Origin of the sequence: Endozoicomonas sp. 8E, assembly GCF_032883915.1 — a bacterium.
Taxonomy (GTDB): Bacteria; Pseudomonadota; Gammaproteobacteria; order Pseudomonadales; family Endozoicomonadaceae; genus Endozoicomonas_A.
The window spans coordinates 2703951-2724492 of the sequence record NZ_CP120717.1; the positions used below are offsets into that span (position 1 = coordinate 2703951).

Below are 20542 nucleotides of genomic sequence, written 5' to 3' on the forward strand. Positions count from 1 at the left end.
GGCAGTTCCTGACAATCAGCCCTGACCCATCGTCGTCAAAGGTTGCGGACTCGTCAGGTTTTGTATCATTCCCCGGCTTTTCGATGGGATAAACGACGGGCTTTCGCCACTGCGACTGCCAGACAGGGCGCTGAGGTCCTGCACCAGTCGCTGGTAGTGCTGGTACAGTTCCGTATCATTCAGGCTTGTTCTTCCTGGCCGCGCACTATCCGATCCAATGTCGTTTTTCTTAACCCCGGCCAGGCTGCACAGGTAATTCACCAGCCGTTGACCTCTGCCAATGATCTTGTTCAGAAAGGCCAGGGCGCCGTTGTCGCCATCGACACTGTCGTCCAGGGCCAACGCACTATCGTTTCTGTTGATCACCGTCATGGGGTTCAGGCTGACTTGTCCGCCTTTAAAGTGCAGGCTGGCCAGCACGTCCGGTTTCACCAGCGCCAGCGTCTGGTTAGTGCCGGTATTGATAATCCTGAGAATCTGGCTCTGCAATGGAAGAGAGTGGTTGCTGCGGGTAAGGTTGCTCTGCGCCTGCGGGTCACACTGGCTGAACGCCACCTGTTCCGGGGTCAGGTCGGTAAAGAACAGGGCAGTGCTGTTATCACCCGACAATCGTCGTAAATCCGCCTTCGACCCGGACGACAGCAGGATATAATGCTTGCCATGGCTGTCGATTGTGCGGGCCGGCCTGCACGCCCGCAGGTCATAGACGTCATTACCAACACCACCGGCCAGCGGGCGGGTCCAGTCGAGGACGGCTTGCCACAGGCTGCTGTTGCCGGGCGTATCCAGCCTCCGGTTGTCACACCGGTCACCCCGGTTTGCCAGCACGTCTGGCCGTGCCGCGATGTTTCCCGAGGCTCCCAGCAACAGCAGGTCATGACCGCCCCATCCCCGGAGTGACCACTGTCGGGCGTCGGCGCCAAGGTACAGAATGTTATTGCGGCTATTGCCCCAGAGTCTCGCTGTCCCGTTGCCCATGCCGGACGAGCTGATCACGGCGGGTACAAACGGCCATGACTGGTAACCGCTGCCGGGTTCCGGTCCGCTTACCTGAACACTGCCCGGCTTCCAGCCCCAGTGTCCTGTGCTGGTAATAAACACCTGACGTCTGACGTATGTGGAGTCCAGGGGCTCCAGTGTCAGTTTAATCCCGTCCATCGCCCGGTATGTGACGATTTTCACTGGCCGGTCCCGCTGGATGTACAGGGGGTTGCTGGCTGTGGCGTTGATGAATCGGAGGCGCTCGTTCCTGACCAGGCTGCTCACCGTGAGTGGCAAGACGACGCCCTGGCCAGAGTCCATCACCCGTGCCGCCAGATCGGATAACGACAGCTCAAGGTCACTGAACACCAGGGTTGTGGGCTGCAGGAACCGGTCGTGCTGTCTGGCCCAGACCTGTTGAATCTCGATCTTGGCTTCGCCGGTGGTAAACCGGTCGGACAGCATCAGGTTCTGACCCCGGCGCCAGGCAAGGAAGGGGAAAGCCGGTACATTCTTCAGTTCAATGCGGGTCTGTGCCCCGTCGTGATCGGTGTTATCTTCTTTAGCCAGGCCGGGATGGATGAGGATCCGGGCAAAAAACGACAAGTCAGTCTCATCCAGTTCAATCACGTCGGACCCGCCCTGGCCCTCCACCATGACCCCGAACCGCTGTCGGGTACCGTTCCGGGCAAAGGCCACCTGGTGGTTGCGGTAGTAAGTGTCCAGCCGCAACCCTTTCAGTTTGATCGTTTCGGCTCGGGGGGTTCCTGACAGCAGCAGACCCTCGGCCATCACGGCGACCCTGTTAAAGGTTCCCAGAGACTGGTAACCCCCGGAGGTGACCCGGTAAAGCATCTGTTTGTCTGGACTATAAACGACCGTAGCCTTTGACCGAAGAAACCAGGAACTCTTTTTATCGGCGCCCGTGGTTTGGCCAATCAGTTGCTGAACACTGTGCTCCTTGTCAGGCAGGCCGAAAAACAGTCTCTGTTGCCCGGAATACCGGCCCCGGTAATCTACCCAGGCTGTCTGGGTTGGGGCGTAGCTGGAGCCTAGCCTGAGGGCGATCAGTCCGGCGTCGATCCGCGACCGAACACCCAATGGCAGGGTTCTCATGGCCCAGTCGAAATCTTGCAGGGCCCGGAAGAGTCGGTTGTCGGAGGTTTTTCCGGGCCTCACCCGGCTGAGGTCCAGGCTCACCAGGGCCAGACTCTCCCGGTTGCCCAGGTATTGGGCCTTCGGTGTCTCGATGCGCCACGCCCGGGCCCCTTCGTCCCACTGGTAGTTGCCTGGCAATCGGAAGCCACCGGACACGGTAAAAAGGCAGGGAACGGAGAGCAGGGCATCGAACTCAGCGGGCACTCCGTTCAGCGGAAAGCTGACAGCGTTCCCACAAAAGGCATGGCCTATGGCGCGCTGTTCAGGGCGGGGGAAAAACTCGAAAGCCTCCTTTTTGTGGGTATTCGACAGGGCGAGTAGCTGTCCGTCGTCGTTCACCATGACCTCAAACTGGTCGCGGGTGTTGGCCGCCAGCAGGGTGTCGCTGCCCGGGTTGTACCAGAAGTCCAGTTTCCTGATCGCACTGAACAGGGGGTGGTCGACGATCGCGCTGATGGGTCTCAGCGGCACCAGCCCCACCGTGGCCGAGAATGCCTCCCGGGCCCCTTTCACCCGGTCCCGCAGCAGTTTCTTCAGCTCACGGATGAAAAAACGGGCACTGGCGATGGTCCAGGTGGTTCTGCCGGGGTGTTCAATGGTCAGTTTGGCGAAGATCAGGTTGACTACCCGGCCCAGGTTCAGGCTGTCCATCACCACGCCAGATTGGGGGGTGAACTGGTGCACACTCAGGGTATCGTTCGACTTGGCGACGATCTGCCCGGTGGCTTCGACCCGCCAGTTCTTAAAGGGTCCTGACTCCACCGACAGGTTTTCACTGACCACCCGGGTGTTGTCCCAGGCCTTGTCCGGTATCCACAGCCGGTAGTCACCGTTGGTATCGACCAGGAGGCTGCCGGAGTGCGCCTGCACATGCCTGAAGACGCCGGTGCTGGCCATCTTTGCTTTTGCCAGCGCTCGCTTCTCGCCTGCCGGGCGGATCAACTGGAAACCGGAGTTCAGCCGCTGGACGCCCCCGGGGCGATTCACGTCAGTGCTGAGGTAATACAGGTTGCCGGAGTGCTTGCTGAACAAAATGAAGTGAACACTCTCCCGCACCACCTTGTGGACCGGCAGGTGCTCTTCGTCCAGAGCCTTTCGGACACGCTCATTGATCGTCCGTAAGCCGCTTTCGTCGTTTTTATTGTTCGGCACGTCGCCATCCATCAGACTGTTCAGGAAAGTAATATGGGTTTGGGTGGCATCGTCATAAAAACCGGCCCTAAGGATACGACGTGTGTCGTTGTCATCGACATCCCGCATGGGAATCAGTCCATGGTCGGATGTCGTTGTGTCGGATGTCGTTGTGCCGGGCGCCGCTACAGGTGGCACAGGAGGTACGCTGAGCTGGCCATCCAGGGTTTCTGCCGCAATCGCCCGGTGAGTCAGCTGACCGGACGGGCTGGCCGTCAACAGGTAATAATAGGGGGCATCAAATACCAGCAATTGTGACTCATCTTTGTTCGGCATTATCTTTGAGACATGGCGGCCAAACGAGCTGGCATTCAACTCACCAAAGTGCCAGATTTCCCGGGTCAGTAACTCCTTATTCTGGAATAACACCTTGCCATTGGCGGAGTCAAAAAAATAGTAGCCGATAGCCGGGTTCCCCTGGACGGGTTGCAGCTGGGCCGGTTGCAGCTGGGCATTGGCAGCAATGAACCGGATTTTCAGATGGTTGAAGGTATCGTACCAAAGCCGGACCTGGTCTAATTGTTCCCAGTCCGCTTTGGCCAGTCCCAGCTTGCCAGGGAAGCAGCGGTAAGGTTTCTTGAGATACTCATTGACCTGTCGGTCACAGTCCTGCTTGTGTTGCAGCCAGGCCGGGTTCTGCTCGACCCGCGAGGGCCGATCAGGTCTCACGGGTAACGGGTCAGAGGCACCTTTCATCGCCCACCGGTTTGGTTTTTTGACAGCCAACCAGACTGTTCGCCACTGCTCCGGCGCTCTGGCCATACAGCGTTCACGGACCCGGGTTGAGGCGTCGCAGTCCTTCATCTCCAGCGGCAAAAACCGGCTGGCCGCGGTGTAGCGGCTCATGATTCGGTTCAGTTTCGACGCCCCTGATAGCCCGTCATTCAGTGATCCAGTGTCGTATAATCGATGGATCACTTTGCCGTGCGACTGCCACTCAAACTGTGCGTTGGCATCTTCGGCCACCACTTTATACGGAGAGGATGGCCTCGGTTCAGGAAACTCGAAACGGGTCTCACCCAGCATGATGTGCCGGATTCGGTCCCCGAAATAGTTCTGCGAGGACCAGCAGCGATGTTCCTGGTCAGCCTGCTCGGTAATACAGGCATAGGGAACCTGACCGTCGTAGTTCAACACCCAGGTAGAGGCCGTCTGCCCGGGGTGGACGCGAATGTAATGAGCTCCGTCTGACATCAGGATGCAGGTTTTATTCCCGTTAGGCCTATACAGGTCATAATCCAGCAGTTTGGAAAATTCGTCTGAGACCTCACGAAAAACGACGATGTGATCCTTGTCATCAAGATACAGGCTGCTGGTTGACTGACGGTACACCAAACCGTCGGTATGAGTGAACATCTGGATAAGGTATTTATAGTGGTAACGGGTGCTACATTCATCAAAGCCACGGGCTCCACAGTATTTGATCCGGGTGCTTATTACCTTTTTCTGGTAAAACCGTTTCAGCTTGCTGTCGCTGACGGCATCCAGAAGCTGTGCACCGGGAGAACTGCTGTCTGGCGCACTCCCTCGAGGAAAACGATCGTAGGGAGTGTAGCGGAGCCTGACCTCCCACTGGGGTAAGGCGGGCATGAAAATGTTGTTTTTACCGGTCATCTGCCTCAGGTTGTGGAACACCCCGTTTGAGCATTGGTAGCCGGTTAAACGCGACTCCGTCCGGCACAATGTCGCCAGGGCATCGTCAATCAGGTTAAAGAGACCCGAGGCGTACTCGATCCTGTTAATGTCGGTGGCGCAATCCTGTATAAGGCCGGCCTCTACATAGGGCTCATCCTTACAGCGTTTCCAGTCGTCTTTTTTTCCGGCGACGAAGGTTGTCTGGTATGAATAGCCGCCACCGTAGGTCAGGGTCTGGTTCATCAGGTTGATCGACTGGATATTCAGGGCCAGGAGGCTTTTGCCATCCCCGCTCGTCAACGCATTGAGGGTCTGGTTGTTGGCCTGGTTGTTGGCCAGGAAGCTTTCGGGGTCCAGCTGGGCGTGGATCAGGTCAAAGATTTTTGCCGCCTTACCCGAGGCGTCCCGTAATTTTTTAAAGGCCAGCTTCTCTGCCCGGCTCTTGTAATCGAGATTAAAAAGCGTCCTGATATGGTGCATGATCCCACCAAGCACGATCCCCAAGACTGGATTGACAAGCACTAACCCGATGGAGATAGCCGTATCCACCGACTCAAAGATCACCCTGGATTCCATGAGTTTCTTAACTTCCGGATCCTCTTCGTTCTCATATTCAATGATGGTCAGGGTGAGACTGCCTACCTGCACGCTGGGAAGCAGAAAGGGTACAAAACGACCGGCTGTTTTACCCAGCCTGCCGACTTTTTTCAGACCCACGGGGAGCTTGCCCGGCACGGAAATCTTGGGTAGCTTTGGTGCTTTCTGACCGGAAGGAATTGACGGCACGATGACTGGAGTGATGGCCTTGATCCCGTGCCGTCCGACATTGGCTATGTCAATCAATTGTAATGCCAACGACGTATAAAAAAACGTCTTTCGCCCGATATAAATTTGCCGCTCGGTGACCGTCATATTCTGGGATGGGGGCTGGCTGTAATGGTGTCCCACGGGAGAAATCCCGGCTAGCAGGTCGTAAAGGCCTATAAAAGACGCGAGCCTGTTCATATTGGCGTTGGCGGTTCTTTTCCCTTTGACCAGCGATGGCAAGCCTTGACGACCCGTCCCCTGGAGAAAGCCCCGGAAGCGGTCAAAAGCTCCGGACGTAAACCGGATGTTTTTTCGGACCAGGGTGTCGGGTTCCAAAAAGTCCATGCGCCAGCCCCGGCCATCCCGACGGAGGGTATCCAGTTGCGGGATCATGCTGTCGGGGAGTGAGTGCCGGGCTTTAATGTCCCCCAGGGCGGTGTCCAACTCCAGCAGCCGCTGCCTGAATTCGGCCCGTTCAGAGGCCACACCTGAGAGACTGTCTTTGGTCCGGGGCGGCACCGGAACCGAAAGGTGGCTGGGCGGCAAATAGCGGAGGGGGGCTTTTGAATCCGATGGCCGGGGTGACACCAGCACCGTCGTTTCGCCGGGAAGCAGCCGGTAATCCGGTTGTCCGGAGCCCGGGGAGCGCAGCACAAGGTTTTCAATCGCCGGGCGGTCCTTCGGCATCCGGTGCTGGATATCTTTCACCAGTCGTTTGAAAACATGGGGGCTGCGGCTTCTGGGCTCGATAATCAGCTCGCCCACCAGGGGTTTGCCGTTGGCGGGCGATTGGGTCATAAAGGTTTTCAGGCCGTTCAGAGCTGTGATTCCGCGGGACTGGTTGCTGCTGGCAAGATCGCTGACGGTCAGACTGGCGATGTGGCCGTCCGGGGTAAAGTAGACCAGTGTCGCCAAAGCATGGGCGATCAGTCTGGCTGGCCGACCGAGAATGGTGACGCGGTTGCCGTCTCCCCCGGCGATGGCCGACTGAACCCGGCCATCGGGTGTGAGCAGCACATAACTGCCAGAGGGGGTGGTTTTCAGCAACAGGGGTTGGCCACTCAGGGTCCCGTCTTTTATCTGCTGTTGAGCGCGGGTAAACGAATCTTCGTCCAGGGCAATGATCGAGTGCATGCCGCGGACGTGGGCTAATGCGTCCTTACCTTCGAGGCGACGATACCGGGTGAAAAAATTCTGCAGCAAGCGCTCACTTTCGTTGGAGGGTTCGCGCAGGGCGATATCAATTTTTTTCCTGTCGTTGCCAAGAAAGAGTTGGGTTTCGGGGCCGGAAAGTAACCGGAGGGCATACTCCAGATTTTTGCGGCGAGCATCGCAGCTGCCGGTACCGGCTGATCTTCGAGGCCTGCGACAAGCCCCTTGTGGCCGGGCCGGGAGAACACTCACGTTGTCGAAATCCCCTTTGAATTTTGCGTTAATTTCGGCGGCACCTTCCGGCGTTTTAATATCGATATTGTAAATATGGTATGCGTCTTTCCCTACTCGTTTTTTGATGTTTTCGAAGGCCCTGGTCTTTGCTTCTTTACTCGCGAAGCGTTCTATCTCCCGCTCAAGCCGATCCATGTGATCGTTGGGAAAACGTCTTTCATAGCGCGCAAGCCAGTCAGTGTACGAGGAAGATTGCCCCAACAGTCTGAGTGTTTCTCTCAAACGCGTGGTTTCTCCTTCATCCGGATGGACGAAAGCAGCTTTTTCGGTCGGCGGTTGTTGCACTAATCCAAAATAGATCGCTGTCTGGAAATCTTCGTAGTATGAGAATTTGCTGGCATCTATTCTGTTATCAATCGGTTCATAAGTGGGTAACCTGTTTTCGGATCTGGCAGAGGCAGAATCGTCCTGGTCTCTGTCACCGGCATACATTTTTTCGACAAGGGCTTGGGCTGAATCCTTCCCGAGTCTGGGATCGGTCGAACCCTGCGAATTCTCAACGACTACGGATTCGAACAACTGGTCTGCGAACATGGATTCGTGAATGTCAATGTTGGGTCTGGGATAAAACTCTTTGTCAGGGTCAAGCGAGGTCAACCCGAACTTGGCTTTGTATGTAACGGTGTTGTCTTGATTTAGGGTAAAAACAATACGGTTGAGTTCAGGATCGGGCGCATCCCTCGAGGTTGACGGCCTGTGAGGATCTCCACCGGAAGTTTGCCGGGGAATGCCTGCTGATAGGTATCCCCGAACTGCAACAGCAGAATTTGCACGGATACCTTTTTTGGCCAACTCCCTCAGAACTTCAGGTACAATATAATCTTTCTGGTCAGCACCCAATACACCCACAGAACCTGGAATGTCTTGTGCAGAGTTATCAAAAGAGAATGCTATGTTTTGTACGGTGGTATTCTCGGGGATCACCTTGATTAAAACTGATGATAGCTTTTTCACTAAGAATTGGTAGTAGATGGAATTAATGTCATCCGACCCGTTATCAGTTAAATCATAATCTCCAGTAATGAAGACTTTAGTGTCTTCGCCGATATTTTTGAATGGTGTTCCTAAAGTTGTTGTAATTTCTAGTCTTTCACTTCGATCAGAATAAACAAATTCATACAAGACGCTCTTGCCTTTTGGAGTGCGATACCTAATATATTTTTCATAACTCTGCCTCTCAGACTCTCCACCGTCCCCAGCCATGGGCGTATTAATCATTATGAGTTTCTCGTATGGTCGCCTAAGCGCTGAGTCTGGCAAGTCAGAATCAGTGCCATAAGAGTTCATGCTATAGAAGGGATTTTCCTCTGAGAAGCTCCTAATTCGAGAGATTATAGGTTTTCTCCTGAAAACGGTTCTTTCTAATCTTTCAAAAGCGTCATAACCTAGTTTAGCGAGAATCCGGTGGTCAAGTTCCCCGTTATTATATGAAAGCTCCGCTAACATGACTGCAATTCTATAGGTTTCTTCGTTGTAGGCAGGACCTCTATGTTTATTGAATTCATGCAAAGACTTGTTGATCTCCATTATGCGTCTTTCTTTGCTTGTTCCATTGTGTTTAAATTTTTCTAAAATACTGTAAAAAAATGTGGTTTCTTCAAGTACTTTGTTGATCAGTGGGCTATTTGGGAGAGCTTCCAGCATCATTGGTTTGATTGAATCATCGTGGTTTCCGGCTTTAATCTTGTCTTGAGTAATTACAGTTCTACCGAAAAATATTTTATCGTCACTAAATCTGCTCGTTGGGCGGTCACTCAGTGTAAAAAATAGTCTGCTACAAGTGTTTTCTTTTATGACACTTTTAATTCGATTTAATTGTTCTTGTGACAGGTTTATATCGTCTATCTTGAAATAACGGTCAGGATCAGGAATAAGTTCACGTTCAAACATATCTTCCAAAACAGCACGTACCTTAGCTCTTTCTAGCTGCTCTCTCTCACTACTGTCCACTTCCCTTCCCGATGTAGGCTTGCTCGAGATGCCGCTTTTTTCAAAGGGCCCAGTCTTCAGTGCCGGTAGCAGTCCTCTATCAACATATACCCCTCCTTCAGATTGTTCACGAGAAATCCCTATGGCTCTTTCGGCAATCACAGGTTTTTTAAGGCTTAAGGCGTACTTGATATATCCACTGTGTTGTCGTTCAAAATCAGAAGTATCTACTTTGACATTAGACATGCCAATGGTTCTTCGAATTTGATTTAACACATCGTTGGTCTTATTCCATTGGGCGGTAAACAACCTCTTTACACTGTCTGAAAAATCGGCTTTCATTATGTCCAATTTTTCTATGTCATCGTTTTCACCCATAAAAGCATCGATTTTTTGCCAGATACTACGCCTCAACCATGCAATATCAGGGGGATAATCTGTTTCAATCCTTTGTTGTATTCTCTCAGAATACAGCAACAAATATAGAATTCTTTTGTATATCAAGGCTTTGGGAGCCCATACATAGATAGCATGGTTCTTGTTCGCCCAGGCCCATACTTTCAGACAAATAGGCTCCCAACCTACAGCAGAACCGACAAGAGCAAAATGAATCTTCTTGGGTATGGATCGCATGGTAACACCTGATAGATTGAACTACATGATTTTCAGAAGGGTTGTGATACTTGTCTTTTCACCGGCGTGGCCAGAGGCGTCTAAATGCTTAAAAATCGCACCATTGCAGTCTAGTACATCACTCCGATTTGATCGTCGGGTAAAGCTTCTTGAGTTTTACCCGAGCATCCTCGGTCGTAAATCGCCATTCCATTTTGCTTTCTACACCATTACGCTGGGACTCCCACGCTTCAATCTCTGATTTCAGTGCGGCCTGATCGGGTATGCGTCTACTTAAACACTGACGACTGAGAATACTCAATTCAATCTCTGCCATGTTGAGCCAGCTTCCATGCTTGGGTGTATAGATGATTTCCAACTTACTGGCCAACCGATGAGCCTCTCCTGGTTCAAAGGCTTTATAAAGAGATGCAGGTGTATGTGTGTTCAGGTTATCCATGACAAGACGGATGACATCAGCTTTTGGGAAGTGAACATCAACCAGCTGTTTGATCTGGTGAGCCCAGTCGCAGGCAGTTCGGCTATCAGTCACCTCGATATGTCGCCAACCTTCCAGTGGCGCAAAAAACATGAAGAGAGAACTCACACCATTGCGCTCATACTCATTGTCATATTTTAGGGGTTGGCCAGGCTTCATAGGGAGTGGAGTCCTGACCTCCAAAGTATGCTGCTTACTGCTCTCATCCATACAGATCAGTGGTCGATTCGGATCATGTGGTTGTTGATAAACATCCAAAACACGTTCCATAGCGCAAACAAATTCTGCGTTTGCTTTTTTTGGAATACACCACTCCTTTTTCTGCCAAGGCTTCAACTCGTTTTTTTTAACTCTCGGCCAATGGTTTGATGCGAGATGGAATTGACATGCTCCAACTCAACCATACGGTCAGCGAGAAGCTGTAGCGTCCAGCGGCTATGACCTTCTGGTGGTGTTGAGCAAGCCAGAGCTGTCAATGCCGCCTGCTGCTCCCCCTGGAGTTTTCTTGGGCGGGCAATGCCATTGAACTTGCTATTAACAGCAATATCCAGCCCTTCAAGTACACAGCGTTTGCGTGCTCTCTGAACCGTTTTCGTTGAAACACCACAGGTTTGGCTGGTCTGGAGCTCCGTCAGTTTTGGCCCGTTTTCATCGAGACACAGGAGGATCTGGGCATGAATACGTTTATGCTTGGCCACCTTGGTCTGGTGAATGAGGTCTTTTAATTGCTGCTGTTCGTCTATGGACAGGCGGATACGGTATTGAGCTGGCATAGGTCACCCTGATCTGAATCAGGGAGAAGAATGCCAGAATGGAAAATTCCGGCATTGCTGCAGGACAAAGAAACTGGAGTTATGTACTAGTTCGGAATTGAGAAGTTGACCTGACTAGTCGTTCTATAAAATAAATTGTCGTCTTTTTAAGCATGGGCAGTTACTGACAATCAGCCCTGATTCATCGTCGTCAAAGGTTGCGGACTCGTCAGTTTTTGTATCATTCCCCGGCTTTTCGATGGGATAAACGACGGGCTTTCGCCACTGCGACTGCCAGACAGGGCACCGAGGTCCTGCACCAGTCGCTGGTAGTGCTGGTACAGTTCCGTATCGTTCAGGCTTGTTCCAACTGGCCGCTCACTTTCTGATCCAATGTCGTTTTTCTTACCTCCGGCCAGGCTGCACAGATAATTTACCAGCCGTTGACCTCTGCCAATGATCTTGTTCAGAAAGGCCAGGGCGCCGTTGTCGCCATCGACACTGTCGTCCAGGGCCAACGCACTATCGTTTCTGTCGATCACCGTCATGGGGTTCAGGCTGACTTGTCCGCCTTTAAAATGCAGGCTGGCCAGCACGTCCGGTTTCACCAGCGCCAGCGTCTGGTTAGTGCCGGTATTGATGATCCTGAGAATCTGGCTCTGCAATGGAAGAGAGTGGTTGCTGCGGGTAAGGTTGCTCTGTGCCTGCGGGTTACACTGGCTGAACGCCACCTGTTCCGGGGTCAGGTCGGTAAAGAACAGGGCAGTGCTGTTATCACCCGACAATCGTCGTAAATCTGCCTTTGACCCGGACGACAGCAGGATATAATGCTTGCCATGGCTGTCGATTGTGCGGGCCGGCCTGCACGCCCGCAGGTCATAGACGTCATTACCAACACCACCGGCCAGGGGACGGGTCCAGTCAAGGAAGGCTTGCCACAGGCTGCTGTTGCCGGGCGTATCCAGTCTTCGGTTGTCACACCGGTCGCCCCGGTTTGCCAGCACGTCGGGCCGTGCCGCGATGTTTTCCGAGGCACCCAGCAGCAGCAGGTCATGACCGCCCCATCCCCGGACTGACCACTGTCGGGCGTCGGCACCAAGGTAGAGGACGTTATTGCGGCTATTGCCCCAGAGTCTCGCTGTCAGGTTACCCATGGCGGATGTGCTGATCACGGAGGGTATAAACGACCATGGATGGTAACCGATGCCGGTTTTTTCCCCGGATACCCGGACACCTCCGGGTTCCCAGCCCCACTGACCTGTGCCAGTAATAAACAACTGACGTCTGAAATAGGTAGAGCTCAAGGGCTCCAGCGTCAGTTTAATTCCGTCCATCGCCTTGTAGGTGGCGATTTTTACTGGCTGGTCCCGCTGGATGTACAGGGGGTTGCTGGCAGTGGCATTAATGAATCGAAGGCGCTCTTCCCTGATGGGGTTGCTCACCGTTAATGGAAGCACCACCTCCTGACCAGAGCTGGTCACCCGTGCCGCCAGATCGGATAACGACAGCTGAAGGTCACTGAACACCAGGGTTGTGGGCTGCAGGAACCGGTCGTACTGTCTGGCCCAGACCTGTTGAATCTCGATCTCGGCGCCGTTGCGGGTAAACCGGTTTTTCAGCATCAGGCTCTGACCCCAGCGCCTGGCATTGAAGAGGAAGGCCGGTGCATTCAGCACAATGAGGGTCTGTGCCCTGTCGTGATCGGCGGTGTCGTTTTCAGCCAGGCCGGGATGGATGAGGATCCGGGCAAAAAACGACAAGTCAGTCTCATCCAGTTCAATCACGTCGGCCCCGCCCTGGCCCTCTACCATGACACCGAACTTTTGTCGTATACCTTTCTGGGCAAAGGCCACCCGATGCTCGTGGTAGTAAGTGTCCAGCCGCAACGCTTTCAGCCTGATCCAGTTGGCTCCGGGGGTTCCTGACAGCAGCAGACCTTCAGCTATCACGGCGACCCTGCCAAAGGCGCCCAGTGATTGGTAACCCTTTTCGGTGACCCGGTAAAGCGTCTGTTTGTTTGGACTATAAACGACCGCAGCCTTTGACCGAAGGAACCGGGAACTCTTTTTATGGGTGCCTGAGGTTTGGCCAATCAGTTGCTGAACACCGTACTCCTCGCCAGGCAGGCCGAACAACACTCTCTGTTGCCTGGAATACCGGCCCCGGTAATCTACCCAGGCCACCTGAGTCCAGGCATAGCCAGGGCGTAGCTTGAGGGCAATCAGTCCGGCGTCGATCCGCGACCGAACACCTGATGGCAGGGATCTCATGGCCCATTCGAAATCTTGCAGGGTCTGGGTGAGTCGGCTGTGGGAGGCTTTCCTGGGTCCCATCTGGCTGAGGTCCAGTCTCACCAGGGCCAGACGCCGCCGGTTGGCCAGGTATTGGGCCTTCGGTGTCTGGATGCGCCATGCCCGGGCACTGGGCTCCCACTGGTATCTGCCCCGCAAGTCGATGCGCTTGGCCGTGTAACGGCAGGGAATGGAGATCAGGTCATCGAACTCACTGGGCATCCTGGTCAGCGAAGCGGCGGCGGCTTTGCCACAGAAGGGATGGCCTTTGGCGCCCTGATCAGGCTGTAAGAAAAACTCGAAAGCCTCCTCTTTGCGGGTATCCGACAGGGCGAGCAGTTGGCCGTCTTCGTTCACCATGACCTTAAATTGGTCACGGGTGTTGGCCGCCAGCAGGGTGTCGCCGTCCAGGTAGTACCAGAAATCCAGTTGCCTGATCGCGCTGAACAGGGGGTGCTCGGTGATCGCGTTGATCCCTCTCAGCGGCAACAGCCCCACCGTTGCTGAGAATTCCTCCTGGACCTGTTCCACCCCGGTGCGCAGCCGTTCCTTCAGCTCACGGATGAAAAACCGGGCATTGGCGGTGGTCCAGGCTGTGCTGGGGGGGGTCAGGATCATTTTGACGAAGACATGGTTGACTATCTGGCCTGGGTCCAGGCTATCAATCACCACGCCGGATTGAGGAGTGAACTGGCGCACAGTCAGGGTATCGTTCGACTTGGCGACGGTCTGCCCGGTGGCCTCGACCTGCCAGTGCTCAAAGCGGCCTGACTCCATCGACAGGTTTTTTTTGAACACCCGGGTGTTGTCCCAGGCCTTGTCCGGTATCCACAGCCGGTAGCCACCGAGGGTATCGGCCAGAAGGCTGCCGGAGTGCGCCTGCACCCGGGTAAAGATGTGTTGGCTTGCCATCTGTGCCGCCGTCCGGTGCTCACCCACCGGGCGGATCATCTGGAAACCGGAGCTCAGCCGCTGGATGTCCTTGTGGCGTTTTACGTCGGTGGACATGTAATACAGGTTGCCGGAGTGCTCGCTGAACAAAATGTAGTGAACACCCCGGCCCCGAACCACCTTGCGGACCGGCAGGTGCTCTTTGCGCAGTGCTCTCCGGACGCGCTCATTGATCGTACGTAAGCGGCTTTCGTCGTCCGTATTGCTCAGCGCTCCGCCATCCAGCAGGCTGCTCAGGAAAGCAATGTAGGTTCGGTTGGCGTCGTCATAAAAACCGGCCCTGATTATATGACGTTTTTCGCGATTATAGACGACCCGCATGGGAATCAGTCCATGGTCGGATGTCGTTGTGTCGGATGCCGCTGCAGGTGGGATAGGAGGGACGCTGAGCTGGCCATCCAGGGTTTCTGCCGCAATCACCTGGTGAGTCAGCTGACCGGACGGGCTGGCCGTCAACAGGTAATAATAGGGGGGATCAAACACCAGCAATTGTGACTCATCTTTGTTCGGCATTACCTTTGAGACATGGCGGCCAAACACAAACAAGCCGGCATTCAACTCACCGAAGTGCCTGATTTCCCGGGTCAGTGCCACCTTATTCTGGAATAACACCTTGCCGTTGGCGGAGTCAAAAAAATAGTAGCCGGTAGCCGGGTTCCCCTGGACCGGTTGGGCACTGGCAGCAATGAGCCGGATTTCCTGATAGTTAAGGGTATCGTACCAAAGCCGGACCCGGCCCAACTGATCCCAGTCTGCTTCGGGCAGTCCCAGCTTGTCAGGGAAGCAGCGGTAAGGTTGCTTGAGATACTCATTAACCTGTCGGTCACAGTCCCGCTTGTGCTGTAACCAGGCCGGGTTCTGCCGATTATGGCTCCTGGGTAGTGGGTCAAGGGCACCGTTCATCGCCCACCGGTTCGGTATTTTGGGTGACCACCCGGATGTGTCTGTGCTCCACCGGTTCGGCGCTCCGGCCATACAGTGTTGACGGAGCTGAAATGAGGCGTCGCAGTCTTTCAGCTTCAGCGGCAGGAAACGTCTGGCCGCAGTGTAGCGGCTCATGATTCTGTTCAGTTTCGACGCTCTTGACGGCCTGTCATTCAGTGTTCCGGTGTCGTATAAGTGATGAATCACTTTGCGGTCCGGCAGCCACTCAAACCGTGCGTTGGGATCCTGTACCACAACTTTATACGAGGGGATGGGTTCATAAGGGGTGGGCAGTGCCGGACCAGGAAACCGGAAAAGGGTCTCACCCAGCCTGATGTTCCAGGTTGGGTTCCTGGTCTGGCTCAGCCAGGAGCTACAGTTTTGTATCAGGTCATCCCGCTCGGTAATGCAGGCGCAGGGGCGCTTGCCGTCGTAGTTCAACACCCAGGTAGAGTGCCCCTGGGGGTGAATGCGGATAACGTGGTCACCGTTGGACACCAGGACGTAGGTGCTGTCGGCCCCTTTAGGACTGTACAGGTCATAATACAGCAGCCTGGAGAATTCGTCTGAGACCCAGCGAAAGACGACGATGTGATCGTTTTTATCGAGATTCAGGCTGCTGGTTGACTGAAGGTACTCCCGGCCGCTTGTATGAGTGAACATCTTGCCAAGGTATTTATACGTGTAAGTCACTTTTTCTTTACACTTCTTAAAAAAGATGCTCACACACCGAGTGACTTTGGTGTCTTTCACCTCTTTCTGGTAAATCCGTTTCAGCTTATCATCGCTGACGGCATCCAGCAGCTGCGCACCGGGTGAACTGCTGTCCGGCGCACTCCCTTGAAAGTCCTGATCAATGTCAGTGTATTCGAGTTTGAGCTTCAACGCGGGTACGGCAGGCATTAAAATGATCTTTTTATCGCTCATCTGTCCCAGGTTGTGAAACACCCCGTTTGAGCATTGGTACGGGATTAAACGCGATTCCTTCCGGCACAATGTCTTCAGGGCATCGTTGATCAGGTTAAAGGGGGCCGGGGAGCGGTCGAGCCGGTTGGTATAGGTAGGGCATTCCAGGGTGTTGTGTGGTACATCGACCTTTTCCTTGCATTTCTTCCAATTCCAGTCGCCATTATCTTTGGCCACGAAGGTTATCCCGTGCGTATAGACGCCCCCGTAGGTCAGAGTCTGGTTCACCAGGTTGATGGACTGGATGTTCAGGGTCAGGAGGTTTTTGCCGTCCCCGCTGATCAAAGCATTGAGGGTCTGGTTGTTGGCCAGAAAGCTTTTGGGATCCAGCTGGGCGTGAATCGGGTTAAAGATGTGGGCCGCCTTGCCCGAGGCGTCCCGTAACTTTTTATAGGCCAGCTTGGCTAACTTTTCTTTATAATCCTCGGCAAAAATAGCCCTGACGTATTGCATGAGAACGTCAACCGTTAACCCGAGCGGCCCGAGAAAGTCTGAAGCAATGGAGATTCCCAGGTCCACCGACTCAAAGATCACCATGGATTTCTTGAGTTCCTTGACTTCCGGGTCCTTTTCGTTCTCATAGTCAATCACGGTCAGGGTGAGACTGGCTGCCGGCACGCTACTACCCAGAAAAGGCAAAAAACGAGCAGCTTTTTTACCCAGCCTGCCGGCTTTTTTCAGCCCGCTGACCGGCTTGTTCAGCTCGGTACCGGGTAGCTTTGGCGCTGTCCGGTGGGTAGAAAATGGCTGCTTGAAGTTCGGGGTGAACAGTTTGAGTCCCTGTCGCCCGAGATCGATTATCTCAATTCCCTGCAAGGCGACCGCTGCAAAAAAAACCACCTGGCGCCCGGTATAAATCTGCCGTTCGGTGTCCGTCATATTCTGAGACGGGGGGTTTTTGTAATGAAATCCCGCAGGGGCAATCCCGGTGATCAGGTCGAACAGATCTCTACAAGACCTGAGTTTACTCCAGCTGCCGTCGGCTGCTTTTTTCCCTTTGAGCCGTGATGGTGTTGGATGACCCATGCCCTTGAGAAACCCCCGGAAGCGGTCAAAAGCTCCGGACGTAAACTGGATGTTCTTACGGGCCAGGGTATCAGGTTCCAAAAAGTCGATGCGCCAGCCCCGGCCATCCCGACGGAGGGTATCCAGTTGCGGGATCATGCTGTCGGGGAGTGAGTGCCGGGCTTTAATGTCCCTCAGGGCGGTGTCAAACTCCAGCAGCCGCTGCCTGAATTCGCTGCGTTCACTGGCCACACCGGATAGACTGTCTTTAGTCCGGGGCGGCACCGGAACCGAAAGCTGGCTGGGCGGCAAATAGCGGAGCGGGGCTTTTGAATCCGATGGCCGGGGTGACATCAGCACCGTCTTTTCGCCGGGAAGCAGCCGGTACTCCGGTTGTCCGGTGCCCGGGGAGCGCAGCACAAGGGTTTCAATCGACGGGCGATCCTTCGGCATCAGGCGCTGGATATCTTTCACCAGTCGTTTGAAAACTTCGGGGCTGCGACTCCTGGTCTCGATAATCAGCTCGCCCACCCGGGGTTTGCCATTGGTGGGCGAAAGGGTCATAAAGGTTTTCAGGGAGTTCAGGGCTGTGATTCCGCTGGACTGTTTGCTGCTGGCAAGATCGCTGACGGTCAGACTGGCGATGTGGCCGTCCGGGGTAAAGTCGACCAGTGTCGTCAAAGCATGGGCGATCAGTCTGGCTGGCCGACCGAGGACGTTGACGCGGTTGCCGCCTCCCCCGGCGATGGCCGACTGAACCCGACCATCGGGTGTGAGCAGCACATAACCGGCAGAGGGAGTGGCTTTCAGCAACAGGGGCTGGCCACTCAGGGTCCCGTCTTTTATCTGCTGTTGAGCACGGGTAAACGAATCCTCGTCCAGGGCAATGACCGAGTGCACGCCCCGGACGTGGGCTAATGCGTCCTTGCCTTCGAGGCGACGAAACCGGGTGAAAAAATTCTGCAGCCAGCGCTCTCTTTCATTGGAGGGTTTGATCAGGGCGATATCAGTTTTGTCTTTGTTGTCTTTGTTGTCTTTGTTGTCATAAAGATGTAGTTGGGTTTTGTCGCCGGAGAGTAACCGGAGGGCATACGCCAGCTCTTTGCGTCGGGCTTCGCAGTTGCCGGTATTGGCTGATCTTCGACGCCTGTTACTACAATAAAGCGGTAACTCACTTGATAGAAGATCGAAGTTGGGGAAATCATTTCTGTATATTGCCTTAATCGTGGCAGCACCCACTTTAGTTCTGGGATTGATAGTTAAGATATCGTATGCATTGGCCTCTGCCCTTCTTTTGAAGGTTTCGAAAGCCTCAACCTTTTCTTCTTCACCCCGAAAATGATTCATTTCCTGATCAAGCAGTGTGACTTCGTTAAACCCCGGGAAACGACGTTTATAGAGCGCAAGCCATTCAGTGTAGGAGGAAGATTCCTTCGCCAAGTCCATTGTGTCTTCCAAACGACGAGTTTCTCTCCAATTCGGATTGACGAAAGTAAATTTTTCAAACTCCGAGTCTTTGTTTAATCCATAAAAAAGTGCATCTTTGAACTGAAATGCTAATAAGTACTGTCGAGCATCCTTTTTGGTAGCTTCAATATCATCGTCAACCTCGTTGTCGACCCTTTCATTGAGTTCGGGTCTGGCATCGATAGCCACATCAGATCTGGCATCTATAACCTCACCGGGGCTGATACCGGCAGACTTATATTTGACTATGCTATCGATCATCTGCCGTTTGAGATCAGGATCAATCGAATCATCATTTGTGGCGGCACTGATCAAATCCATGTCATCGGCAAAATCATCTGTAAATATGTCGTCGATAGACGTTACGGATCTGACACCGATAGGCACACCTTCGAAGTTGAGTGACCTAGCTTGGTATTCAACGGTATTGTCAGGCTTCAGGGTAAAAACAATGAAGTGACCGGACTCATCTTTTGAGGTTGAAGGGGCAGGATTACCACCGGTATCCTGAGGATCGCCTGCTGGCACGAATTCTCGAACCGCAACAGCGTAATTCGCACGGATACCTTTTTTGGCTAGCTCCCTCAAAACTTCAGGTACAACATATCTTTGGCTGGTATCCAGTGTGCCCGCAGAATCCATAATGTTTTGTGCAGAGTTATCAAAAGCGAATTCGATGCTTTGTAAGTTGGTATTGTTTGGGATCAGTATTTCCAAGGGAGCAGATAGGTAATTCACTAAGTTCTGGTTGTAAGTCACTAAGTCCGTGTTGTCTGCAGAGAGCCTGGCATTTTGGAAATAGAGCTTACCAGTTATGACGACTTTGGTGTCTTCGCCAATGTTTGTAAACGCCGTTCCGTCTACTCTATAAAGTCTTCTTATTCCCGAATCAGTTTCAGTAAAGTGGTACAAAACTTTATTTTTTTCACTGGGGTACTTTTGATAAAGCTCAATATCCTTTCCTGAAGAAGTCACTGTAAAAGTGAAATCATCAGAAAAATAAATCATTATTAATTTGTCGTACGATTGCTTCTTGATTTCAGGGTAGTAAAAAACAAGTTCAGGATGAATCTTCTTATAGAAGAAATTATTCGATAAGAAATTATCAATTGGATTAATTGTGGCTGGTTTTTGTGGTCGGAATTTTCTTAATCTTTCAAAGCCGTCATAAATTAATTGGGCGATAAGGTGGTAGTCATCTTCCTTGGTATTATCTGAAAGTTTAGTTGCAATTTCTGCGATTTTATCGACATTATTATCGGTGACAGTCACTTTTTGTTCACTATAGAATTGATTCATGGCATTCTTTATATCTAGTTTGAATTTTTCTTCTATTATTGGTCTTTTTTTTAAATCTTCTAAAGTCTTATGAATAAAACAGATTTCATCAAGTAGTATCAGAATTGTTTTATGGTCTCCGCGAGATGCCAGCATCAGCGGCTGGATTGGATTTCCAGGATTTTCAGACTTTATTGCTCTACTTAAAAATATTTTATCAATGGTATTCTTCGTTAGCTTATATTCATTTAGTCTGTGGAAGATATCACTAATGCTTCTACCTACTACGAGGCTTTTAATTAGACTGAATTCTTTGTCCGGAAGGCTTTTATCGTATCTCGTAAAATAGGGTTTAGGATCTGGAATGATTTCATTTGAAAACATTATTTCTAAAAGAGCACGTGTTATAGCTCTTTCGATTTGCACTTTCCATTCATCAGGTAATGGTGTTTTAGGTACAAAGTTGAGAGCAAAAATCTTTTTTGTAAAGGGGGTGATGTCCAGTTCTGGTAGTAGTCCTCTATCAATATATATCCCTCCAAACTGTGTTTCATGATACACTCCTATAAATCTTTCGGTTATCAAGCTATCACTAAGGCTTAAACTGTACCTGATATATTCTTTGTATTTTTCTTCAAAATGACCCTGGC

Annotated in this window: 3 protein-coding genes; all 3 read right to left on the reverse strand. The window is 52.6% G+C overall.

The features are described 5' to 3' along the window. Positions 1-15: 15 nt before the first annotated feature. The 3 genes from P6910_RS09105 to P6910_RS09115 all read right to left on the reverse strand — a co-directional run bounded on the left by P6910_RS09105 (position 16) and on the right by P6910_RS09115 (position 19913). On the reverse strand, positions 16-9780 hold the full coding sequence (locus P6910_RS09105; protein WP_317145957.1) for a hypothetical protein: 9765 nt from the start codon (positions 9778-9780) through the stop codon (positions 16-18). A 118-nt stretch (positions 9781-9898) separates the two neighbouring features. Beyond that, positions 9899-11031, reverse strand: a protein-coding gene (locus tag P6910_RS09110; RefSeq protein ID WP_317145958.1) for an IS630 family transposase whose coding sequence is annotated in 2 segments (ribosomal slippage) — positions 9899-10611 and positions 10611-11031 — 1134 coding nt in all. Because the reading frame shifts where the segments join, the coding sequence is not laid out codon by codon here. 170 nt (positions 11032-11201) lie between these two features. Next, entirely contained in the window at positions 11202-19913 is an 8712-nt protein-coding gene (locus tag P6910_RS09115) for a hypothetical protein (protein WP_317145959.1), read from the reverse strand. Positions 19914-20542 lie beyond the last annotated feature (629 nt).

Coding starts and splice junctions, on each gene's coding strand:
- P6910_RS09105 (WP_317145957.1), bottom strand. CDS start 9,780: ATGCGATCCATACCCAAGAAGATTCATTTTGCTCTTGTCGGTTCTGCT.
- P6910_RS09115 (WP_317145959.1), bottom strand. CDS start 19,913: ATGAATCAATTCTATAGTGAACAAAAAGTGACTGTCACCGATAATAAT.